This is a genomic window from Providencia sp. PROV114 (assembly GCF_032704305.1).
Lineage (GTDB): Bacteria > Pseudomonadota > Gammaproteobacteria > Enterobacterales > Enterobacteriaceae > Providencia > Providencia rettgeri.
In genome coordinates, this window is sequence record NZ_CP120528.1 from 2,292,954 (window position 1) to 2,316,607 (window position 23,654).

At 38.6% G+C, this 23,654-nt stretch carries 17 protein-coding genes; 8 read left to right on the forward strand and 9 right to left on the reverse strand.

Translation table 11 applies throughout. From position 1 onward, the window contains the following. Positions 1 to 9: 9 nt before the first annotated feature. Together P3L37_RS10145 and P3L37_RS10150 are read right to left on the reverse strand one after the other, a co-directional pair. A complete protein-coding gene (locus P3L37_RS10145) occupies positions 10 to 1,950 on the reverse strand; it encodes a pyridoxal phosphate-dependent decarboxylase family protein (protein WP_004910781.1) in 1,941 nt (646 codons plus the stop codon). 404 nt (positions 1,951 to 2,354) lie between these two features. After that, entirely contained in the window at positions 2,355 to 3,365 is a 1,011-nt protein-coding gene (locus P3L37_RS10150) for an NAD(P)H-quinone oxidoreductase (RefSeq protein ID WP_004910780.1), read from the reverse strand. 364 nt (positions 3,366 to 3,729) lie between these two features. On the opposite strand from P3L37_RS10150, the gene P3L37_RS10155 reads away from it, so the two are divergent. Both P3L37_RS10155 and uspE read left to right on the forward strand, forming a co-directional pair. Further along, complete coding sequence (locus P3L37_RS10155; protein WP_004254821.1) at positions 3,730 to 4,485, forward strand: FNR family transcription factor; 756 nt, start codon at positions 3,730 to 3,732, stop codon at positions 4,483 to 4,485. A gap of 125 nt (positions 4,486 to 4,610) precedes the next feature. Continuing rightward, positions 4,611 to 5,558: a universal stress protein UspE gene (gene uspE, locus P3L37_RS10160; RefSeq protein WP_004910778.1), complete on the forward strand. Its 948-nt coding sequence runs from the start codon at positions 4,611 to 4,613 to the stop codon at positions 5,556 to 5,558. A 49-nt stretch (positions 5,559 to 5,607) separates the two neighbouring features. On the opposite strand, the gene P3L37_RS10165 is transcribed toward uspE, so the two are convergent. After that, the gene (locus P3L37_RS10165) at positions 5,608 to 6,240 is read right to left on the reverse strand and encodes a TetR/AcrR family transcriptional regulator (protein ID WP_109912182.1); all 633 of its coding nucleotides are present in this window, start codon (positions 6,238 to 6,240) and stop codon (positions 5,608 to 5,610) included. 167 nt (positions 6,241 to 6,407) lie between these two features. On the opposite strand from P3L37_RS10165, the gene P3L37_RS10170 reads away from it, so the two are divergent. Beyond that, positions 6,408 to 7,604 (forward strand): MFS transporter, encoded by a 1,197-nt coding sequence (locus P3L37_RS10170; protein WP_004910773.1) that lies wholly within the window; start codon positions 6,408 to 6,410, stop codon positions 7,602 to 7,604. A 132-nt stretch (positions 7,605 to 7,736) separates the two neighbouring features. Here P3L37_RS10170 and pntB read toward each other — a convergent pair whose 3' ends face one another. Beyond that, complete coding sequence (pntB, locus tag P3L37_RS10175) at positions 7,737 to 9,125, reverse strand: Re/Si-specific NAD(P)(+) transhydrogenase subunit beta (RefSeq protein ID WP_004910772.1); 1,389 nt, start codon at positions 9,123 to 9,125, stop codon at positions 7,737 to 7,739. Between the two features lie 13 nt (positions 9,126 to 9,138). Then, positions 9,139 to 10,668 (reverse strand): Re/Si-specific NAD(P)(+) transhydrogenase subunit alpha, encoded by a 1,530-nt coding sequence (pntA, locus tag P3L37_RS10180; RefSeq protein WP_272667295.1) that lies wholly within the window; start codon positions 10,666 to 10,668, stop codon positions 9,139 to 9,141. Positions 10,669 to 11,053: 385 nt separating this feature from the next. On the opposite strand from pntA, the gene ydgH reads away from it, so the two are divergent. Next, positions 11,054 to 12,004: a DUF1471 family protein YdgH gene (ydgH, locus tag P3L37_RS10185; protein ID WP_109912180.1), complete on the forward strand. Its 951-nt coding sequence runs from the start codon at positions 11,054 to 11,056 to the stop codon at positions 12,002 to 12,004. Between the two features lie 353 nt (positions 12,005 to 12,357). Next, complete coding sequence (locus P3L37_RS10190) at positions 12,358 to 13,698, forward strand: basic amino acid/polyamine antiporter (protein ID WP_410479546.1); 1,341 nt, start codon at positions 12,358 to 12,360, stop codon at positions 13,696 to 13,698. A gap of 283 nt (positions 13,699 to 13,981) precedes the next feature. On the opposite strand, the gene hrpA is transcribed toward P3L37_RS10190, so the two are convergent. Further along, positions 13,982 to 17,881: an ATP-dependent RNA helicase HrpA gene (hrpA, locus tag P3L37_RS10195; protein WP_110731914.1), complete on the reverse strand. Its 3,900-nt coding sequence runs from the start codon at positions 17,879 to 17,881 to the stop codon at positions 13,982 to 13,984. 214 nt (positions 17,882 to 18,095) lie between these two features. Between hrpA and P3L37_RS10200 the strand changes: the two genes are divergently transcribed. After that, entirely contained in the window at positions 18,096 to 18,695 is a 600-nt protein-coding gene (locus P3L37_RS10200; RefSeq protein ID WP_004910760.1) for an FMN-dependent NADH-azoreductase, read from the forward strand. Positions 18,696 to 18,775: 80 nt separating this feature from the next. Here the strand turns inward: P3L37_RS10200 and P3L37_RS10205 are convergent, their stop codons facing one another. The 3 genes from P3L37_RS10205 to P3L37_RS10215 are packed head-to-tail and all read right to left on the reverse strand — an operon-like array spanning position 18,776 to position 21,923. After that, a complete protein-coding gene (locus tag P3L37_RS10205) occupies positions 18,776 to 19,105 on the reverse strand; it encodes a YdbL family protein (RefSeq protein WP_004910759.1) in 330 nt (109 codons plus the stop codon). Continuing rightward, complete coding sequence (locus tag P3L37_RS10210; RefSeq protein WP_102140371.1) at positions 19,102 to 19,314, reverse strand: YnbE family lipoprotein; 213 nt, start codon at positions 19,312 to 19,314, stop codon at positions 19,102 to 19,104. Before P3L37_RS10210 ends, P3L37_RS10205 begins: the two co-directional genes overlap by 4 nt. 11 nt (positions 19,315 to 19,325) lie before the next feature. Then, entirely contained in the window at positions 19,326 to 21,923 is a 2,598-nt protein-coding gene (locus P3L37_RS10215) for a YdbH family protein (RefSeq protein WP_231136485.1), read from the reverse strand. 234 nt (positions 21,924 to 22,157) lie between these two features. On the opposite strand from P3L37_RS10215, the gene P3L37_RS10220 reads away from it, so the two are divergent. Continuing rightward, entirely contained in the window at positions 22,158 to 23,156 is a 999-nt protein-coding gene (locus P3L37_RS10220) for a 2-hydroxyacid dehydrogenase (RefSeq protein ID WP_109912280.1), read from the forward strand. 14 nt (positions 23,157 to 23,170) lie between these two features. Further along, a complete protein-coding gene (locus tag P3L37_RS10225) occupies positions 23,171 to 23,608 on the forward strand; it encodes an META domain-containing protein (RefSeq protein WP_110731913.1) in 438 nt (145 codons plus the stop codon). The last annotated feature ends 46 nt before the right edge of the window (positions 23,609 to 23,654 follow it).

The window sequence follows — 23,654 nt, forward strand, 5'->3', positions numbered from 1 at the left end:
AACAATCAATTAAATATTAATTTTATAATTGGAATGATTTGACTTATTTTCTTCATTAATGAGTTGTTGCAGTTTATCTTCAAAGATATTTTTTAACTCCGCCCAATAGGTTTCAAAATGTGCCCTATCACGCAAGCAATGCGTCATGATTGCTGCCCGTAGTACATAAATTGACCGCACTTTATGCCATTCGTTATCAGAGAACTGTGCATCTCGACATAAATTCAATGGATTATCACCATATTCGTCATAAGTTAGCGAAGTTGATGAGGTGAGAAAATCATTAGAATAACTCCGACCAGCTGCATAAGAGCATAATTCATATAGCCGCTTATTGAGCTGATTTTGCTTTTCTAAAGAGGTGTTTCCGATTTCACGAAACATAAAGTTAATCATATGAAAATCAGGCGTAGGCATCGCTATAATTGAAAATTGACGCTCATCAATAATGAAAGGCTCACATTGATTAATTTTGTCAATCATCCAATTAGCTGTGATGATCCCTGCGGCAATCACTTTTCCATACCCTAAAACATTTAATGGGACTAAGCGGTGTGCAGCCCATACCGCTGCGGCGGTTGCGCCCGCTTTTGATCCTTCCATGATGGAAGAGCCAAGTAATACATTTTGCGTTTTTTCTGCTTTACGCTGTTTTTCTTGCACTTCTTCAAATACATAAGCGGCATGGTAAGAAACCAAATCTACAATCCGCTTATCTTTCATACAAATTGCCCCCGCCGCATACGGAATAAACCCCACTTTATGAGGGTCAACGGTAATAGAATCAGCTTGGCTTAATGCTTTAAAACTTTCATACACATCGCGTTTTGGCCACACCATATTTTCAGGGAAAATTCCTTCACTATGATACCGTTGGATTAAATTCTCATACTCCATAAATTGATTTTCTTCATCACGAAACATCGCACAAGCGTATCCCGCATAAGCAGCATCGATATGCACATAAAAAGAAACACCAAAACGTTGCTCACATTCACGTCGTAGCTCAATGACTTCTTTGACATTGTCAATTGCACCAGTTTCTGTGGTTCCCATAACGGCAACGACCGCTAAAATAGGTTCTCCTTGCTCAATCAATGCAAATACGGTTTCACGCATTTTACACACATCCGTTCGATAACTTGCATCAACGGGTAGTTGCACAATATTCTGTTGGCCTAAACCAAGAATATCCATCGCTTTCATCCATGAATAGTGTTTAGACTGAGGAACCAATAACTTACCGAGTTTTCCTTGCTCTATTCCAACGCCACGACAGGTCAGATCACGAATTTCTTCAAAAATTTGCTGTTTCTTTAATTCGTCAATTAAATCTAGAACTGTAGGCACTGAAAGATTGAGCAACTCTTTTTCGGTTTTCCCCTTTAGTAGGTATTGGGATTTTGGATGCTGCATAATCGCCAACGGTAGTGTTTTAATATTTCTAGCTACCCATAATCCTTCATAGTTAGCTACTGTCCCACCTGATGTAATATGCCCCCAAGCATGTTGTACGTCATAACCAAACATGGCACATAAATCTAATCCGGCCTCTATTTCTAAAACGGTTGTCGTCGGAGAAGATTCTTGTGCACAATTATTAGGGTTGTACATCATCGCCATAACATAAGCTAAATTAGAAATCATCAGCGTATCTGCATTCATATGGCCCATATAACGTGGAGAGAACCATGGAACTGATGTTGTTTTTAATTTTGAAGAGAGTTGATTAAGAATACCTTCTGTACGATATAACGTATCTCGGTATTCAGGGGCATAGCGGTCAACGGTAGAGATAAGATCAGGGTCTTCTGGATGATAGCTAGAGCGCCAATGCATGTGTTCACTCACTGAATATTCCATCATTTCTTTGAAAAAGACAGCATTTTCAGATTTAGGGCCTAAAAACAATGCATCTACATTCATCTTTGCATTTTTAAAATTATTCATCATTACTACACCTTCAAACTGCAATTAGCAGCCGCTAGTTGCATTTAAGTCACTTAACTTAATATCATTGGAAAGTGCATAACGGGCTGTGTTTATATAAAAGATATCAATATATTAATGATATACATTTAAAAATATCATTTAAGGATTACTTATTGATAAACAAACCGTTAATGGCCAACTTGTTTATAGATATAATCTATTTTTATTAAATTATTAACAAACCAATTGGAATTTCATTCTAATTTGTGGACGAGCACAAAAAATCAAAATTTAGTTAACTGTAAAGAGATATTTACGCTAAAAAGACTTGATCATGTAAATTATTTGTTATAAATGGACTGGTTTTTACTATTATAAATATATCGTAATACAACAATAAAAACCAGAATAAAAAATTCTATTTAATTGTTTATTAGGACTATTTTACCAACAAGATCACCTGATTCCATATATTCATGAGCTTCTTTTACTTGGTCTAAAGGATAGCATTTGTTAATAACAGGTTTAATTTCACCTTTTTGTAACATCCCCCAAACTTGTTCTTTGAGCTCTTGTGCGATCAAAACTTTTTCTTCAATAGTTCGAGAACGCATTGTTGATCCCGTATGAGTTAATCTTTTTACCATTAAAGGCATCATATTTAACTCTTTAGGGTTACCTTTCATCATCCCAATCTGGATAATGCGCCCAAACTTAGCAGCAACTTGATAATTTTTTGCAACATAATCGCCACCGATAATATCCACGACCATATCTACACCTCGAGAGGAGGTATAATTGAGCGTAGCCTCAACAAAATCATCTTTTCTATAGTTAACAGCACAATCTGCACCTAACGATTTTGCAACTTCAGCCTTATCCTCAGAACCAACAGTGGTAATCACTGTTGCACCAAACGCTTTCGCTAACATAATCGCCACACTACCAATACCCGATGTTCCCCCGTGAATAAGTACTGTTTCGTCTTTTTTTAACTTGCCGATTTGAAAAACGTTTGCCCAAACAGTAAAAAAGTTTTCAGGTATTGCCGCCCCCTCGATAAAAGATAAATTCCCTAACGGTAAGGCGATGTGCTTATGCACTAGACAATATTCCGCATAACCGCCCCCAGCAACCAGCCCACAAACTTTATCACCTAGCTGCCATTCCGCTACATCATCCGCCTTGCCTACAATAGTTCCTGCAATTTCAAGCCCCATAATCGGTGAAGCATCAGCCGGTGGAGGATAAGATCCCTTACGCTGAAAAATATCAGGACGATTAACGCCCGCAGCTTCCACCTTAACAAGTAAATACCCTGCAGAAATTCTAGGTAACGGTTTATCAATTAATCGCAGCTTTTCTGACCCACCAGGTTCTATAATGTCAACAACTGTCATCGAAGTGGGTAAAGACTGTTGAGTAAGTGTCATTATAATCTCCTTATTGAGGTTAATTTGAAAAATTGATATTCATAAATTTATTTTCGTGTTAAATTAATGCTAATTAGTTTAATATTTCGTGCTCAAGCACTATAATTTTAAGTATTAATTACAATGGTGATATCTGTCATCTTTTTATCGTTTAGAGGGTGAAATTTAATCTATATCAAATTTTATATTTAGTAATCTTCTTTAATTTAGCATTAATATCTAAATTCACTAATTTCTTCCATGTTCTCTGATTGGCTTTTTTGTTTATTAAGTCGATTCTGTCATACATTACTACTTACCAGTTGCATTATCTTATGTTAAAATTGACTCATATCAATAATTTTAACTTGATTGAGCCTTAAATATGATCCCAGAAAAAAGAGTTGTTCGTCGCATCCAGTCTGGTGGTTGTGCTATTCATTGCCAGGACTGCAGTATTAGCCAACTTTGCATTCCTTTTACGCTGAATGAACATGAACTGGATCAACTTGATAATATCATCGAACGCAAGAAACCAATTCAAAAAGGCCAAGCTTTGTTTAAAGCAGGCGATGAGTTGCGTTCATTATATGCCATCCGCTCTGGTACAATAAAAAGCTATACAATAACCGAAGAAGGCGATGAGCAAATTACCGGTTTTCATTTAGCTGGAGACCTTGTTGGTTTTGACGCCATCATTCATACACAGCACCCAAGTTTTGCACAAGCACTTGAAACATCAATGGTTTGTGAAATACCTTTTGAAACATTAGATGATTTATCAGGCAAAATGCCTAATTTACGTCAGCAAATTATGCGTTTAATGAGCGGTGAAATTAAAGGTGACCAAGAAATGATCCTTTTATTATCTAAGAAAAATGCGGAAGAACGTTTAGCTGCATTTATTCTTAACCTCTCACACCGCTTTGCAGAACGCGGTTTTTCACCAAGAGAATTTAGATTGACCATGACTCGTGGAGATATTGGTAACTATCTTGGATTAACTGTTGAAACCATCAGCCGTTTATTAGGCCGCTTTCAAAAAAGTGGCATGCTGAGTGTTAAAGGTAAGTATATCACCATCGAAGATATGGCTAAACTGACTGATATTGCTGGTAAAGTTTCCGCAATTACATGCTAATATCCCTAAACGGATCACGTTATCAGTGATCCGTTTTCATTTTTTTCCCTAGATTTCTTGCCTATTTAATCTCAATATCATAGTTTATCTATATGGAAATATCCGTGTATCGAGAGGATTTCAATATGGCAAACTATAAAAATCTGCTAGTTGCAATTGACCCAAATCAGGATGATCAACCTGCATTAAGACGTGCTGTCTACATCGTGCAGCGTAATGGTGGACGGATAAAAGCGTTTTTGCCTATCTACGACCTTTCCTATGACATGACAACATTACTGTCCCCTGAAGAGCGTAATGCCATGCGTAAAGGTGTAATAAGCCAAAAAGCAGCGTGGATCAAACAACAAGCTCATTTCTATCTTGAAGCAGGCATTGATATTGAAATTAAAGTTATTTGGCACAACAAGCCATATGAGGCCATTATTCAGGAAGTTATCAGTGGTGAACATGACTTATTACTGAAAATGGCACATCAAACCGATAATTTCGAGTCAATTATTTTTACCCCGTTAGACTGGCATTTACTCCGAAAATGCCCTGCTCCTGTCTGGATGGTGAAAGATAAAGTATGGCCAGACCACGGTTCCGTGGTTGTTGCCGTTAATTTATCAAATGAGGAATCTTATCACGATGACCTCAATATTAAATTGGTCGAAAAAACAAAAGACTTAGCAACACGCATTATTAAAGAACAGGAAATTCATTTAGTAAGCGCATATCCTGTTGCGCCAATGAATATTGCCATAGAGTTGCCCGATTTCGACCCGAGCTTATATAACAACGCACTACGTGGCCAACATTTAATTGCGATGAAAGAGCTACGGCAAAAATTTGGGATTGATGAAAAGTACACCCATGTCCGTGAAGGCCTACCTGAAAAAATTATTCCTGACATGTGTGAAGAATTACATGCGGGGGTTGTGGTGCTGGGTATTTTAGGCCGTACAGGGATTTCAGCGGCCTTTTTGGGGAATACCGCAGAGCATGTCATCGATAAGCTAAAATGTGATTTATTAGCGATTAAACCTGACGGCTTTGTCTGCCCTATCACCCCTGCTGATGAAGATTAATTAATCATTTAAAAATTGCTCCCCCTAATTCACTAACTAGGGGAGCAATTCAATCCTGATTCTGTTTATGTTGGCTGGAATTAAGTACTGGCCAAACCTGCATAGCATTAAAAATAACTTGATTCAGCCTCTCAAGTTCAATTCCGTCACACGCTTGGATGGTAAAACCATCAATTACCGTGATATAAAAATCAACGATAGCTTCAATCGGTGCATCTGGTGCAACATCGCCATCAGCAATACCTTTGCGCATGCGCTCTAGTAGAATCTCTTGATAGCTCTTACGTTTTTCTTGAACGTTTAATTGCACATCTTCGATTTGCTTCGCCCCATTCATTGCCGCAGTAATCAACATACAACCTGCGGGTTTGTTTGGCTGAATTAGCCTTTTGGCGCTTTCGTACATCAGTAATTCAATCGCAATTTTCGCCGTTTTAGCTTGCTTTACGATAGACAAAATAGGGCAAGCTTCATTCATCAAATAATAATCAATACATTGATTGAACAACGATGCTTTATCACCAAAAGCACAGTAAAGACTAGGTGCGGTGATACCTAGCTCATGAGTTAAATCGCTAATTGAGGTTGCAACATAGCCATTTCGCCAAAAAAGTAACATGGCTTTAGCTAATGCATCTTGTTGGTCAAAGCCTTTAGGCCGCCCGCGTTTTATTTGATTCATCTTCTCACTTTACTCGCAGTCAACTCACGATGCCATAACTATTTTATAGTGATCACTACAAAAATAATTGACAGCGCCTAAATTTGCATAAAGAATAGCACTATAATTTTATAGCGGTCACTATAAAATTATTTTTTTGTAAATAACTCAATTTTCATGGAAAGCAAATGACAACAACTCATTTTTCTTCGCACAATGGTAACTGGCTTTCACTATTATCTGCAACTTTTGCTTGCTTCATTATTGTTACTGGTGAATTTTTAGCGATTAGCGTCCTGAATAATATCGCTTATGATTTCCAAATATCAACAGGTACTGCAGGACTTACCGTGACAGTCACATCTATCGCAGGTATGGTATCCTCCCTATTTGTTCCCATTTATGCAAAAAATATCGATAGACGCCAAGTATTACTTTTCTTAGTTGCTCTCATGATATTAGCCAACGCAATTACGGCTTTCGCTTCTAATTTTAGTTTAGTTTTATTAGGTCGTTTCGCATTAGGAATTGCATTAGGGGGTTTTTGGGGTGTTGCTGCTGGCTTAGTCGTACGTTTAGCACCTAAAAACATGTCAATTACCACATCCGTAACAATATTTTTTTCGGCAGTCACATTAGTTACCGTACTCGGCGTACCTTTAGGCGCTTGGCTATCTGATAACTATGGTTGGAGAACACCTTATATTGCATTAGTCATTGCGGGCGCTATCGCATTTTTAATGCAGTATTTTTCTTTACCATCATTAAAGCCGTCCTCGTCTATGCAATGGAAAGAGTTATTATTGATGCCCTCGCACCCTATTGCACGTAAAGGGTTAGTTATATTCACACTGATTTTTTTAGCACATTTCTCTGCCTATAATTATTTTACGGTATTCTTTAAACAAACCGCAGGCTTTATCGAAGGGCAAATTTCAGCATTATTACTCTTTTTTGGAGTGGCTAGCGTCGTTGGCAATATACTGGCAGGTTATGTCGGAAAACATAATGTTCGTTATAATTTTGCGATTAGTGCACTTTTATTGGCCTTAGCTTTTCTCGCATTATCTGTTTTAGATTTTAATTGGGCAACCAGTATCATATTTGTTTTTTCATGGGGAGTTGCTGCGGGTATGGTTCCTGCAACAATCAACATGTGGATGCACGTTCATGTTCCAGAATTAACCGAAAAAGGTTCAGCTTTGATTACCTTTATGTTTTTAATTTTAATTACTATTGGTAGCTTAGTGGGAGGATATGTCATGGATAATTTCAATGGCGGAGTTCTCATGATGAGCATGCTCATAATATCAACACTAGCGTTTTTATTAGTGTTTACCTTTGCTCGAGGGCTAACCAATTGCGCTCGATTTTGCCTCAAATGATGCGTTTATAAGACTGCATCACATAAACTGATTTAACTCTCAAATATCAAGAAGGGGTGACTGGAATTAACCAATCCCCCCTTCTTATTTACTTTGCTAATTTTTTTTGAAATGAATTAGTAACTCATTAAATTACAATGCACGTAAGATTGCATCAACGCTATCTTTCGCATCACCAAACAACATCTGCGTATTTTCTTTGAAGAATAATGGGTTTTGTACCCCAGCATAGCCAGTATTCATTGAACGTTTAAATACAATGACATTGCTTGCTTTCCAAACTTCAAGAACTGGCATACCTGCAATTGGGCTGTTTGGATCTTCTTGAGCCGCTGGGTTAACCGTATCGTTAGCACCAATAACAAGAACGGTATCGGTATCAGAGAAATCATCATTAATTTCATCCATTTCCAATACGATATCATAAGGTACTTTAGCTTCGGCTAATAATACGTTCATATGGCCAGGTAAACGCCCAGCTACAGGGTGAATACCAAAACGCACATTAATACCACGTTCACGTAGTTTAGTGGTGATATCCGCAACAGGGTATTGTGCTTGTGCAACCGCCATACCATAGCCTGGAGTGATAATTACCGATGTTGAATTTTTCAACATTTCAGCGACTTCTTCTGCCGTGCTTTCACGGTACTCACCCATTTCTTCTTCTGTGCCTGTTGAAGAGCCATCTGTACCGAAGCCTCCTGCAATAACACTGATAAACGAACGGTTCATCGCCTTACACATAATATAGGACAGAATCGCACCTGAAGAACCGACCAATGCCCCTGTGACGATCAACAAGTCATTGCTTAACATGAAACCTGCCGCTGCAGCAGCCCAACCTGAATAAGAATTCAGCATTGAAACAACCACAGGCATATCCGCTCCACCAATTGATGCCACTAAATGCCAGCCAAAAGCTAAAGCAATCGCAGTCATGATTAGCATCAAGAAGACTTGTAAGCCCACACTTTCTGTTTTAACGAAAATCACTAACAGAATGAATGAAACAACTAACGCCGCTAAATTCAGTTTATGGCGATTAGGTAACATCATCGGTTTTGATGACATTTTTCCTGATAATTTACCATAAGCGACCACTGAGCCAGTGAAGGTAACCGCACCAATGAAGATCCCTAAGAAAACTTCTGTTAAATGAATGTTTTCCATCACAACATCAGCGTGCCCTTCACTTGCGATAAAGCTGTTGAAACCAACCAGCACTGCTGCTAAACCGACAAAACTATGTAAAATAGCCACCAGCTCAGGCATTTCTGTCATTTCAACTTTTTTCGCTAAGCGAATACCAATCACTGCACCAATAACCATCGCAACGATCATCCAGCCCACATTAGCACTGTGAGGACCTAAAATCGTGGCTACCAATGCAATAGCCATCCCGATGATGCCGTAAGTATTCCCTCGTTGGGAGCTTTCATGACGGGATAGCCCAGCAAGGCTGAAAATAAATAGGATAGCAGCAACTATATAAGCTGCTGTCACAATTCCACTCGACAACATAAGTTACCCCTTACCCTTTACGAAACATTTTTAACATGCGTTGGGTTACAGTGAACCCACCAAAAATATTGATACTGGCGATCAATATGGCGATAAAGGATAAGAAGCTTACCCAGCCACCGTTTCCAATCTGGAGCAAGGCGCCCACGACGATGATCCCTGAAATAGCATTAGTGACTGACATTAACGGTGTATGCAATGCATGAGTGACATTCCACACCACGTAATAACCGACCACACAAGCTAATGCGAATACCGTAAAGTGCGATAAAAACTCTTTTGGCGCTGAATTAGCGAACCAACCAAACAAGATGATGGCTAATGCCATCAAGCCATATTTCAGCGTCGGTGACATCTTTTTCTCAGGCGCTTTAACTTTTTCAACCGATTGCGGTTTCGCCTGCGGTTGAGCAGATACCTGAATTGGGGGGGCAGGCCAGGTGATTTCACCTTGCTTAATCACTGTGACACCGCGAATAACCAGATCGTCAAAATCAATGTTGATTTCACCGTTTTTTTCTTTGCATAGCAGTTTCATCAAGTTAACAAGGTTTGTTCCATATAACTGTGATGATTGAGTTGGCAAACGGCTTGGTAAATCAGTGTAGCCAATGATTTTTACGCCATTGTCAGTCACAACCAACTTATCTGCTTGAGTTAATTCACAGTTTCCCCCAGTTTGCGCCGCTAAGTCGACAACCACACTCCCTGGTTTCATTGATTCAACCATTTCCTTGGTAATCAATTTAGGTGCGGGTTTACCTGGGATCAGTGCCGTAGTCACAATGATATCGACTTCTTTCGCCTGGGCAGCGAACAATTCCATCTCAGCTTTAATAAATGCTTCTGACATCACTTTGGCATAGCCATCGCCACTACCAGCCTCTTCTTTGAAATCTAGCTCAAGGAATTCAGCTCCCATACTCTGAACTTGCTCTTTCACCTCAGGGCGAGTGTCAAAAGCGCGAACAATAGCGCCTAAGCTACCTGCTGCACCAATTGCAGCAAGACCAGCAACCCCAGCACCGATGATCATGACTTTCGCTGGAGGCACTTTACCTGCTGCCGTAATTTGCCCCGTAAAAAAACGGCCAAATTCATGAGCAGCTTCAACAATTGCACGGTAGCCTGCAATGTTTGCCATTGAACTCAGCGCATCAAGTGACTGGGCACGTGAAATACGTGGCACGGCATCCATCGCCATCACGTTAATTTTCCGAGCTTTTAACACTTCCATTAGCTCAGCATTTTGTGCCGGCCAAATGAAACTCACCAGTGTTGCCCCTTCTTTTAACAGAGGAATTTCATCATCCAGTGGCGCGTTGACTTTAAAAACGATATCCGCAGCAAATGCAGTATCACGATCAACGATTTCTGCCCCCGCTTGTTCGTATGCTACATCATCAAAACTGGCTAAATGACCCGCATTTTGTTCTACACAGACAGAAAAACCTAACTTAAGAAGTTGAGTCACTGTTGATGGTGTAGCTGCAACACGCGCTTCATTGGCAAGTCTTTCTCTTGGTATACCAATACGCATAATGTTCCCTTTTTAATGCCTAACGTAATGTTGTTAATAGAGTGTTTGCTAAAATAATGACTATCATCACAGAGAAAAGTCTTATTTTGTGCATAAACAGATTTTTAATGTTCTAATAACCTACTGAAAATAAGCTTCTTGATCCATAATTGATCTCGATTCTTAGACAGTAAATGGAATTCGCAGTGAAAATCTTAGTTTTAGGTCAATAAAATACTGGATACTTTAAAAAATCTGGTAAATTTAACTAGTCAATAATTATTTATTTCTCATAAAAAGAAAATCATGAGACAACGGGTTCCGTTACGTGTAATAATCACGTACATGTGATACAACTAAGATTCAGCATGTTTATAATAAATTGCGCAAGGCGGAAGGATTTTGTATGAAGCTGAAAACTACGGTCATCGCAGCCGCGGTGTTATCATTAACTAGTATAACTGCTACTCAGGCGGCTGTTGAATTGACGCCAAAACAGGCTACTGAATTAAAACCTTATGAGCGTATAACAGTTACCGGGCGCTTTAATGCTATTTATGAAGCATCCGATGCAGTCTCCCGTAGGGCTGATAAAATGGGGGCATATGCCTTTTACATTCAAAGCCTTGATGATGTAGGTGATAGCGGCAACATGCGTGTTGTTGCAGATGTCTACGCAAAAGATGCACCAGAAGTTGGTACACCGAAACGTCGTGTATTCGGTGGTGTTGAAGAAATGTCAAAAACTGACGCAACAGAATATGAGCCTTTTGATACTGTTACGGTAAGCGGTTTTTACCCTTCTCAACCAGACCTCTATGAGGCTATTGCTAAAAAAGCCCTTGAAAAAAATGCAGCCTCATTCTATGTGGTTCGTAATATCGCAATGAATGATGGTGGAAACACATTAGCAACGGCTTACATCTATAAGAAAGATGCCCCGAAACGACAAGTACTTAATGAAGACGCAGTGGTTCCTGCTGATTCAGAAGCTGGTCGAGCTCTATTAGCTGAAGGCGGTGAAGCAGCTAAAAAAGTACGTATCCCAGGTGTTGCATCTTCTGAAGAGCCAACAAGCGCAGTCGGTCGTTTCTTTGAAACCTCTAGCAGCCAGCCAGGTCGTACTAGTGTGACTCTGCCAAGTGGCTATGTTATTGAAGAAGTGAACAAAACAGCAGCAGCTCAAATGGTTCCATTTGACTCTATTACATTCTCAGGATATTACACCAATACGCCAGAAGTACGTTACCAAATAGCAAAACGTGCTGAAGCTAAAGGGGCTAAGTATTTCCATATTACAAGAGAATGGCAATCTAATGGTGGAAGTGTCACCATCAGTGCTGACTTGTTTAAATAACCCAGTATTACGTGATGTTAAAACCAGCCTACTCGGCTGGTTTTTTTGTTTTTATACTTTCTCTTTACGTTATTTATTTTCTTTGGCTCTATTCACTTCCATTCTTTTAAAAAAGTGCATAAAACATCTTTAAAAATGCATACATTGCCATTGCATATCTGTCATTTCGTTCGTAGAATCCACACCTATGAAAACATGTAGTCATTCTATCTGCTTTTTTAATGGCTACTAGTTAAACTAATTATTGCAATGGCATTTTAACGTCATTTTAACTTTTGATTTCTGAACGTTCAGGATTTACTTTGAAAAATACTTTGAGTCTTACCGCACTAACAGCGCTAGTTCTTAGCTCAATGGTTGGCGCCGGTGTTTTTAGTCTCCCTCAAAATATGGCGGAAGTTGCCAGCCCACTCGCATTAATAATTGGTTGGTCAATTACAGGTGTGGGTATCCTCTTTTTAGCATTTGCCCTATTGTTACTTTCCCGCATACGTCCTGACCTTGACGGTGGAATATTTACTTACGCAAAAATCGGCTTCGGGGAATTAATTGGTTTTTGTTCAGCCTGGGGGTATTGGCTATGTGCGGTAGTTGCCAATGTGTCTTATCTCGTTATCGTATTCGCAGCAATCAGTTTTTTTACGGATACGCCTGATAACATTGTTTTTGGTGATGGGAATACATGGCAAGCTCTAATCGGAGAGTCCATACTTCTCTGGTTTGTTCATTATTTAGTTCTTCGAGGGGTACAGACAGCCGCTGGGATTAATAAACTTGCTACAATGGCAAAATTGGTTCCTCTTGGCTTATTTATTGTATTGGCTTTTTTTGCGTTTAAACTTGATATTTTCAATGCAGATTTTAGTGGTATCGAATTTGGTGCTCCGGTTTGGGAGCAAGTTAAAGATACCATGCTGATTACACTCTGGGTATTTATTGGTATCGAAGGTGCTGTTGTCGTTTCTGCTAGAGCTAAAAATCGCCGTGATGTTGGCTTAGCAACAATTTTTGCAGTAAGTTCTGCATTAATTATCTACATTCTTGTTACCTTACTTTCCCTAGGTATCATGCCTAGAGCTGAACTCGCAGAAATAAAAAACCCATCCATGGCTCCGCTCATGGTAAATTTAATTGGTTCGAGTGGTGATATTATTATTGCGGCAGGCCTAATTATTTCCGTTTGTGGGGCTTATCTAAGCTGGACTATTATGGCTGCGGAAGTACCTTATATCGCAGCCCAATATCAATCATTCCCTAAAATATTCAACAAATTAAATAAAAATGATGCACCATCATCTTCTTTATGGCTCACCAATGGTGCAGTACAACTATCTTTGGTTCTTATTTGGCTTAGTGGGAGTAATTACAACACATTGCTTACCATCGCCTCTGAAATGATTTTAGTCCCTTATTTCCTTGTTGGCGCATTTTTAGTAAAAGTGGCTTTTGAACGTCATAATAAAGCATTACTTGCCGTTGGAGCTATTGCCAGCCTTTATGGTTTATGGCTGCTTTATGCATCAGGGTTAATTAATTTGCTATTATCTGTCGTTTTGTATGCTCCAGGTATTTTGGTCTTTTTCTATGCTCGTCAGCAGCAAACCAACCAAATGCCATTAAAAGCGATTGAAAAAATTATGGCATATGCCATTGCGATAGCCGCTATTCCTGCGCTCTATTATTTGGTTGCCTAGTCTTATATAAAGGGCTTAATTTTTATGAGTAAATTTAAGCCCTAATCTGCTGCAAAATCCTAGTCCCTGGTCGCTTAATAGCCCAATAATTTTCTATTACCCCCACCTCTTTCACTATTTTTCGCTCTCTTATTTTAGTGAAAATGACTGTTGTACGAACTCGAAAGTTTATATTTTTAATTTCCTTTAGTATGTTGTAACTAAGTAAGCCAAGATTAACTAAAATAAAAAACGCTTCACATAAACAATATGTGAAGCGCCAATGAGTAAAAAATAATAGTTCTTACAGCTGTTGTGATAAGTGTTCCATCAACTGCATAATGCGTTTATCCGAAATTGGGTATGGTGTTCCAAGCTGTTGGGCAAACAAGCTAACTCGCAATTCTTCAATCATCCAACGAATTTCTTGAACTTCTGGCATATTTCTCTGAATTGGAGATAATTTAGCTAGCCATTGTTGCCACATATTCTGAACATGCTCTACCTTACTCATTTGAGCACGATCTCGGTTAGGGTCAATCGCTAATTTTTCTAATCTCCGCTCTATTCCATTTAAATAACGAAGAATATCAGGTAAGCGCTTCCAACCATGAGTGGTCACAAAGCCTTTAAATACCAAATTCGACATTTGTGTTTTTATATCCGATAACGCTATCGCCATCGAAAAATCAACCCGCCCTTTTAGACGTTTATTGATAGCAAACACCGCTGTTAATATTTGTTCAACTTGCTTAGCAATATTAACAACCACATCATTTAATTCTGCACGTGCAAACTCTTTCAGTTTTTCAAACTGCACTTCATCCCATACCGCACCACCAAAATCAGCAATTATTTGGTCGACTCCACAAGCAATACAGTCATCAATTAACTCTAATACCTTACCATAAGGGTTAAAATACAGACCTAATTTTGATTTATTTGGTAATTTTTCATGTAGATATTTAATTGGCGATGGAATGTTTAACAGCAATAACCGACGCACTCCGGCCCACATTGCTTGCTGTTGTTCCAATTCGGTTTCAAATACCTTGATACCAACGCTATTTTTCTCATCGACTAACGCAGGATAAGCTTTAACGGAATATCCGCCTCTTTTTTGCTCATAACGTTGAGGTAATTCGCCAAAACTCCAAATATGTAACCCGTGTTGCTCAATACCGTCATCCACAACTTCAGATAACGTTTCTTGCACTTTTTCTTTTAAGCTATTTTTTAGCTCATCAAGATTTTGCCCTTCCGCAACGGTTTTATTTTTGTCACCCACAACACGATACGTCATTTTTAAATGGGCTGGAAGCTGCGCTAATTGCCATGATTCACGTTCAACAGTGACACCTGTCATACGGCGTAATTCACGTTCAAGTTTATCCAATACGCTGCCTTCAGGCTCTGGCACTCGTTCTAAAAATGCAGAAGCATAATTAGGTGCAGGGACAAAATTTCGTCTAATAGGTTTAGGTAGTGATTTAATTAAAGCAACGATTAGCTCATGACGCAGCCCAGGAACTTGCCAATCAAAGCCAATATTCTGAACCTGATTTAATACAGCAAGAGGTATATGTACCGTCACACCATCAGCATCAGTTCCAGGTTCAAATTGGTAACTCAACCGAAATTTTAAATCTCCTTGATGCCAATAGTTAGGGTAATCAAGTGCCGAAACATTGCTGGCATCCTCTTTAATCAGCATACTTTTTTCAAAGCTTAACAGGTCAGATTGTTGCTTAGATGCTGTTTTCCACCAATTATCAAAATGACGGGAAGAAATCACATCATTCGGGATACGTTGGTCATAAAATGCAAATAATGTTTCATCATCAACTAAAATGTCACGTCGACGTGATTTATGCTCCAAATCCTCTACTTCTGATAATAATTTCAGATTTTCTTTAAAGAATGCGTGGCGAGTGACCCAATCCCCTTCAACCAAAGCGTGACGAATGAATAACTCACGGCATAGTAATGGGTCAATATTCCCATAGTTAACCTGCCTTGACGCAACAATAGGTAGCCCATATAGAGTCACTTTTTCGGATGCCATTACCGCGCCTTCAGATTTTGACCAATGAGGCTCACTATAACTATGTTTAGTTAAATGTTCAGCTAAGGGTTCAACCCACTCAACATCGATGGATGCGGCAATTCTTCCCCATAATTTCGATGTTTCAACAAGTTCCGCAACCATTGTCCATTTTGGTGGTTTTTTAAACAACCCCGAACCTGGGAAAATAGTAAAACGTGCATTCCTAGCCCCAGTGAATTCGTGTTTATCGGCATCTTTTTGACCAATATGTGAAAGTAACCCAGCCAATAGCGAAACGTGAATACTTCGAAAATCAGCCTCAGAACTATTAATTGCAAAACCTTGCTCTTTTACCACTTGCCTCAGCTGAGTATATAAATCTTGCCACTCTCGAATACGTAAATAATTGAGAAAATCTTGGCGGCACATTTTTCTAAATTGGGCGTTAGAAAGCTGCGTTTGTTGTTCTTTTAAGTAATCCCAAAGATTTAAAAAGGCTAAGAAATCTGATTGCTTATCATGGAAACGGCGATGTTTTTCATCAGCAGCTTGCTGTTTATCTAACGGTCTCTCCCGCGGATCTTGAATTGATAATGCAGAAACAATCACCATTGTCTCACGTACTGCACCATGTTTACGTGCTTCAATCACCATCCGAGCAAGTCTTGGGTCAACAGGAAGCTGAGCTAGCTGCCGACCTGTATCTGTCAATTGATAGCCTTTATCTGCCTGTTTGTGGGACTTAATTGCACCTAGCTCTTCCAGTAATTTCACACCATCTTGGATATTACGTTTATCTGGAGCCTCTACAAATGGAAATGCAGAAATATCACCAAGACCAATAGAAGTCATTTGTAATATAACTGATGCTAAATTCGTCCGTAAAATTTCAGGGTCTGTAAACTCTGGGCGTGATAGAAAGTCATCTTCTGAATATAAACGAATACAAATCCCATCGGAAACACGGCCACAGCGCCCTTTACGTTGATTAGCGGAAGCCTGAGAGATAGCTTCAACAGGGAGACGCTGTACTTTTGTACGGTAACTATAACGACTAATACGTGCATAACCGGTATCAATGACATATTTGATACCAGGTACAGTTAATGATGTTTCTGCTACGTTTGTTGCAAGAATGATCCGACGTCCTCCATGAGGATGAAAGATGCAATTTTGCTCACTATTAGAAAGCCTTGCGAATAATGGTAAGATTTCAGTATGACGTAAAGAAAGTTTTGATAACGCATCTGCGGTATCACGAATTTCCCGCTCACCACTCATAAAAATCAATATATCGCCATTACCTTCAACAGATAGCTCATTTACTGCATCTATAATCCCATCTATTTGGTCACGGTCGCTATCGTTCTGATCTCCCATAATAGGACGATAACGGACTTCAACCGGATAGGTACGGCCAGACACTTCAACAATCGGAGCATGATTAAAGTGTTTCGAAAAACGTTCTGGGTCAATAGTTGCTGATGTAATAATAACTTTTAAATCAGGGCGTCTTGGTAATAATTGACGTAAATAACCTAAAATAAAGTCGATATTGAGGCTTCTTTCGTGAGCTTCATCGATGATAATAGTGTCATACTGCAACAGCAATTTGTCATTTTGTAGCTCCGCAAGCAAGATACCATCAGTCATCAATTTGACTTGAGTTGTTTCACTCACTTGGTCACTAAATCGCACTTTATAGCCAACATTTGAACCTAATTCACATTCAAGTTCTTGAGCAAGACGTGTCGCGACTGAGCGTGCGGCTAAACGTCTTGGCTGAGTGTGGCCTATAAATCCTAGGACCCCTCTGCCAAGTTCTAGACAAATTTTTGGAATTTGGGTGGTCTTTCCAGAGCCCGTTTCACCTGCAACAATAACTACTTGATGCTTTTTAATGGCATCTAAAATAACCTCTTTTTTCTGGCTGACGGGTAAATTATCCGGATACACAATTTTAGGCACATTTAATCGTTTAATTTCAACTTTTTGTTTGGCCTTTTCAATATCTATTTTAATAGCGTCAAGTACCGCAGAGCGCGATTTTTCGTTCTGGATCTTTGCAATACCTTGCACTCTTTTCTTTAGTAACCATTGGTCACGTAATGAAGTTTGTCCAATATCAGCGGTTAATGCTGTCAGAATGGATTTCACCTGTTAAATCCTTATCTTTAATAAATTTCAATACACGCTAGCCAATCCACTTCGCAATTTGTAAGGGCTAAATTTCGTTTTTATTTTTAATTGTTATTATCACATAAAAATACCATCAATTTTTTTGAAGAAGGCTATCTAATTTTTTTCCTATCAATCAGTTACACCTTACGTATCATTACCAATAAAGTTTTACCTAAAAATAGAGGAACACATGAGTAAAGTATTACTATTGAAATCAAGTATTCTGGCTGACTATTCACAAAGCAATAAAATGGCAGATTACTTTATTCAACAATGGCAGGAAAAACACTCAGCAGATACAGTAACTGTACGAGATTTAGTCAAAGAGCCAATTCCAGCGATTGACGGTGAAATTTTAGCAGCTTTTAGCCCGAGTGACACGAAAACAGAACAACAACAAGCACATTTGGACCTGTCAAATACGTTGATTGATGAAATTAAAGCTCACGATGTGATTGTTATTGCAGCTCCAATGTATAACTTTACGATTTCTTCTCATTTAAAACATTACTTCGACTTTATCGCTCGCTCAGGGCACACGTTTAAATATACAGAACAAGGTTCTGTTGGCTTATTAAAAGACAAGCGTGCCTATGTATTAACGAGTCGAGGTGGTATCTATAAAGGTACACCAACAGATACCATGGTGCCTTATTTAACATTATTTTTAGATTTCATTGGCATTACAGACGTTGAGTTCGTTTTTGCTGAAGGAACATCGTTAGGCCAAGAGTCCGTTGAACGAGCACATCAACAAGCACAAAACCATATAAATACTATTATCGCTTAAGATATAGTCTTTTTAAGTCATATATTATTAAAACCCAAAGCTACCATTGTTATATTTTGCGCACTTTCTGAGTGCGCTTTTTATTTCTTTTGTAACCATTGGCCATTAATGCCACGCACAAACTCCCCAGGACTTGCCCGTTCTACGAGTTTTTGCCCTGCTATCCTAGCGACCTCATTTGTTTTTAGGTTATTTTTTGCAGCAATTTCGCTGTATCTTTTTTCTCGTTCTTGGTTAATTTGTGCTGCTAGCTTAGTTGCCTCCTGGTTACTCGTATTAATCGGAGCTAAATAGCCCGACAGTGTTTCCCCTAATAGGCCTGTTTCTTTGGCTTCATCAACCGTAATTGCTATCGTCTGAAAAGCAGTCAATAATGAACATAGTGCTAGTACCTTGATAATTCGACTCATTTAGGATTTACCTCACCGAACAAATCACTATTTTCTTTCAATAATTCTTCTACTTGCCTATCCGCTTTTATTTGGATTTCATGTTCAATTTTTACATTCATATTAATATTGATGGGCTTATCCGGTGTTGCGACCTCAACTCGCAAGCAAGCTGATAACAACAATGCGATCGATATAGCTGTAGTGAATTTTAATATTTTCACGTTCATTCTTATGCTCATTATAAATTTTTTTCCAACCACTCTTCTAAAGAGCTACCAAATCGTAAACTACGCCATAATTGAAAGATATTTTCTTCATGTTGATAATGCAAATGAACTTCACGTTTTTTCTTTTCTTGCGTGTTATACCCTTCAAGGATTGTTGTCATCTTTAACATCCCTAAATTTGTAACATTAACATCTGTACGGCTGCGTTTTATTTCCAAATATTGTAACCACCCCATTGCGGAACCTGCAGATATATTATCTTCTCGGATAGAATCAACAAATTGGGGATCTAATCGTAATGTTAATGGCCCACTATTTTCTAACCATCCATCTTTAACTATCCATTCTGGGTTATTTAAATAAAAAGGTAATTCACCATTAACTTTACCGGAAACAGCAAATTGCGACACTCTTAGTATGGTAAATAACTGGCTAAGTTCAATCTGCCTTAATTTTATCGTAGCGGCTTGAGTTTGTGGCCAACGCAGTAAATCCATCGATATTTCACCCCCTAATGTTTTAAAGCCTACATTAGTCAGTTTTAATGGCGAATTTTCCGTTGGCGGATAAGAACCAGAGAGATCTGCTTTAATATCAGTTAATTCGAATAAATTATTGAGCTGCTTAATACGCAACTCAACAGGTGCTTTAGCGCCCAAAGTCCAAGTACTTTGTTTTAAACGCCACGGTAAAACAAAATCTAATCCTGATAATTCGCCATCTTTTAACCAAAGACTAGTATTCTCTACGCGCCAGTGTCCTCCTGCAATAAAACCATCTTCCGGCGTTATTGAAAAAGCGGCTTGAGAAAATAATTTTCCTTGTTTTAATTCAATACCAAGGTCAGCAGGAATTAACGTTTGAAAAGCCGTGACCGACTGTTCAGGCCAACGAGCTTCCCCTCTTAATCTTTCACCGTCCCAGCGCCCAAAAATGACTATTGGCCCTACATCTTTAGTACTTAAATCGCCTTTAAGTTGAAATTCAGCAGGAGATTTTCCACTAAGATCTGCGTTTAATGTGATCCTTGGCAGATAACTTTCAGTACCGAATTGCATCCGTTCACTGGTAAGCTGTAATTTTCCATTAAAATTGGCTTTATTCTGATCACGCTGCCAAACCAATGGCTTACTTAGCTGTAAGCGTGGAGCTCTCATCGATAAGAGCCCATATTGTATTTGGTCAAACCCTGTATTTAAGCTATTTAATGTGATTAAAGTGTCCTGCCAACTCCCATTACCCTTAATATCCCAATTAGCTGATAATGAAGGCAAATTGGCATTTCCCCAATAATTCCAAAACCATTTTCCCTTATCTAAAGCAAACTTATTGGCTTTACCATCCAAATGAATGTCGAAATCTCCCCAGTACTGTTCTTTAACCTTAAGGATAGCTTGTAAACGCCCTGAAATACCATCTTCACTTAATGATGTTCCCGCGAGTGGTAATCTAACTTCATTCAGAACAAGTGTTTCAGAAAGGCGGCCATAAGCTCTTAATAATGAACTGGATAAAAAAGAAATTTTTGGGGCTGCTAGCTGACCTGAAAGCTTAGCGGGTAAATTAATATCCAGCACCATGTCATCATATTTAACTTGGCCATTTAAACTAAAATTAATATTCGTATCGAGTAAGTCTATTTGAGTGGCTGGCAGTGTTAAAACAATATTAGCTTTACCTTTCTTCGCTTGTGTAAGCATATTGACACGCCCTGAGAAAACCATTTCACTTAACGTTTTATCCCAGTTATCGACTTGAAAATTAACTCCCCCCTGCAAAGGAATATCTGCTTCTTTCCATTGCCATTTTCCTTGAGATATCTGTATGTTAGATGGTGATAGCGCCCATGGTAGATAAAGTAATTCTTCTTGTGTTTCTGTATCCTTGACCGTTAATACCCCTTGGCCATTCACCCAACCAAATTCAGCCAGTAAAAATTTTTCTGGGTTGATTAACTTAAAGTAAGCATTCAATTCCCCCTTTTCGGGAAATTGATTAGCCATTAATGGCAATTGAACATCACCAAATAACTCTATTGTTTGCTTTTGTTCTGGTAGGTACGCAGAGAAATCTTTAATAACCAATTGATGCTCAGCCGTAATTAAAGATGATAATCTTAAATTATCCCCTCTAAAATCAAACTGTAGAGAGTTAACCTGATTTTTACGCAACCAGATACTACCTTGGTAATCACTCCATGGTTGTATATTGGTATTATTTATAACTAATGAAAAAACAGGGAGATTATCGATAAACTCTGCAATATTAATCGGTTCATTAACTGTTTCATTAGTTGGCTCAAGAGCACTTAAACATTCAGTTTTAACATCAAGACCATCCACAATAGCATGCAAGGGAAAGACAGAAAACCTTGTGCTATTCAATTGAACCAAAGTGCAATTGTTTGCTGTTATACTGATACTTGCTATATCCAATTGACCATAACTAATTCTTGGTTCTGAAAATGAAAGTTTAAGTGGCTTAGGAAGATAGTGCGATGCGACAACTGGCACCCAGTGGGATATCGTTATCCATAAGAGTATTAAGAGAGCAGCGCTTCCACCCAAAAAGTAGAGTAATGTTCTGAATGCTCTTTTTATTAACTGCATTACTGCGTCCCTTGTTCGAATTGTTCTATAGCGCACGTGATAATTTTCAGCAAAATTTTCTTATTAAACGTGATACTAACAAAGATAAACCACATTCAATCGTAAACAGATACCTATTTTCTTAATTTATAGGTGATTTACAAACTTAATTGCCTTATTCTGAGTTTATATTTTGTAGGTACACCTTTTTACCTACTCTTTTCTAATTGGTTCCTAAAAATTGGAGTCTTTATGATGAAAATTGTTTCTTATAGTACCAAACAGTATGACCGCAAGCACATGGAACAAGTAAATCAAAATTCTGGATTTAATTTTAGTATTGAATATTTTGATTTTCCATTGACGGTTCAGACCGCTAAAAATGCGGTTGGTGCCGATGCCATCTGTATTTTCGTTAACGATGAAGCTAATCGCGCTGTTTTGGAAGAGCTTGCCGCACTAAATATTCGAATTTTAGCTTTACGTTGTGCTGGCTTTAACAACGTTGATTTACAAGCAGCTAAAGAATTAGGTATTCAGGTTGTCCGCGTGCCCGCTTATTCTCCTGAAGCTGTCGCCGAACATGCTGTTGGTATGATGCTATGTCTTAATCGCAGGATCCACCGTGCGTACCAGCGTACTCGAGATGCAAATTTCTCTCTCGAGGGATTAACAGGCTTTAATATGCATAACCGCACTGCGGGTATTATCGGCACAGGAAAAATTGGTCAAGCAACACTACGTATTTTAAAGGGATTCGGAATGCGTTTACTCGCACATGACCCCTACCCGAACCAAGCTGTTTTAGATTTGGGTGCTGAATATGTTGACTTAGATACTTTATATGAGCAATCAGATATTATTTCTCTTCATTGTCCATTAACACCAGAAAATCATCACTTACTCGATGAAGACGCCTTTAAGAAGATGAAAAATGGCGTCATGATCATCAATACAAGCCGAGGCGCATTAGTCGATTCTGTTGCGGCAATTAATGCACTAAAATCGCAGAAAATTGGCGCTTTAGGTATGGATGTATATGAAAACGAACGCGATTTATTTTTCGAAGATAAATCTAATGATGTCATACAAGATGATGTTTTTCGTCGACTTTCCTCTTGCCACAACGTATTGTTTACAGGGCATCAAGCTTTTTTAACGGAGGAAGCATTAACAAGCATCAGTCAAACTACGCTTAATAATATCCGTCAAATAAGTTGTGGGGAAATTTGCCCTAATGTTGTTGACGCATAGTTGGGTCTGGAACCATGAAACGCCTAATTCCACTTACAATTTTGGGTTTATTGCTAGCTGCTTGCCAAACTCATCAAGTCAATGCGAAAAATGATGACCAAGCACTTGAAAATAAATTAATGCATCATCGTTTTATTCTCACTGAAGTGAATGGTAAGGCCATTAACAGTAAGCAAACAGCTCCTTCCCTTTCTTTTGGCGAGAAAATGTTTGTTTCTGCATCAATGTGTAATGATTTTAACGGGTTTGGCGATATCAAAAACGCAAAAATTACTGTAAAAAACTTAACTAGAACGGAACTCGAATGTGTTGATGAAGATTTATCTAAATGGGATTCAATGATAAACCGAGTACTGTCTGATGGCGCTGTTATTACTTTAAAAAACAATCAATTAACCTTAATTCAAGGTCATTACAAATTAGTTTATACACTACGTGACTACGTCCATTAATGGATTATCCTGCACAACCTGCCTCTTTTAGAGGCGGTTGGCATTT

Excerpts from the sequence above, each read along its gene's own strand:
- uspE (WP_004910778.1), top strand. The coding sequence starts at position 4,611 with ATGGCAAACTATAAAAATCTGCTAGTTGCAATTGACCCAAATCAGGAT.
- P3L37_RS10205 (WP_004910759.1), bottom strand. The coding sequence starts at position 19,105 with ATGAGTCGAATTATCAAGGTACTAGCACTATGTTCATTATTGACTGCT.
- P3L37_RS10210 (WP_102140371.1), bottom strand. The coding sequence starts at position 19,314 with ATGAACGTGAAAATATTAAAATTCACTACAGCTATATCGATCGCATTG.
- ydgH (WP_109912180.1), top strand. The coding sequence starts at position 11,054 with ATGAAGCTGAAAACTACGGTCATCGCAGCCGCGGTGTTATCATTAACT.
- P3L37_RS10220 (WP_109912280.1), top strand. The coding sequence starts at position 22,158 with ATGAAAATTGTTTCTTATAGTACCAAACAGTATGACCGCAAGCACATG.
- P3L37_RS10145 (WP_004910781.1), bottom strand. The coding sequence starts at position 1,950 with ATGAATAATTTTAAAAATGCAAAGATGAATGTAGATGCATTGTTTTTA.
- P3L37_RS10200 (WP_004910760.1), top strand. The coding sequence starts at position 18,096 with ATGAGTAAAGTATTACTATTGAAATCAAGTATTCTGGCTGACTATTCA.
- P3L37_RS10155 (WP_004254821.1), top strand. The coding sequence starts at position 3,730 with ATGATCCCAGAAAAAAGAGTTGTTCGTCGCATCCAGTCTGGTGGTTGT.
- P3L37_RS10150 (WP_004910780.1), bottom strand. The coding sequence starts at position 3,365 with ATGACACTTACTCAACAGTCTTTACCCACTTCGATGACAGTTGTTGAC.
- P3L37_RS10165 (WP_109912182.1), bottom strand. The coding sequence starts at position 6,240 with ATGAATCAAATAAAACGCGGGCGGCCTAAAGGCTTTGACCAACAAGAT.
- P3L37_RS10225 (WP_110731913.1), top strand. The coding sequence starts at position 23,171 with ATGAAACGCCTAATTCCACTTACAATTTTGGGTTTATTGCTAGCTGCT.
- pntA (WP_272667295.1), bottom strand. The coding sequence starts at position 10,668 with ATGCGTATTGGTATACCAAGAGAAAGACTTGCCAATGAAGCGCGTGTT.
- P3L37_RS10170 (WP_004910773.1), top strand. The coding sequence starts at position 6,408 with ATGACAACAACTCATTTTTCTTCGCACAATGGTAACTGGCTTTCACTA.
- P3L37_RS10215 (WP_231136485.1), bottom strand. The coding sequence starts at position 21,923 with ATGCAGTTAATAAAAAGAGCATTCAGAACATTACTCTACTTTTTGGGT.
- P3L37_RS10190 (WP_410479546.1), top strand. The coding sequence starts at position 12,358 with ATGGTTGGCGCCGGTGTTTTTAGTCTCCCTCAAAATATGGCGGAAGTT.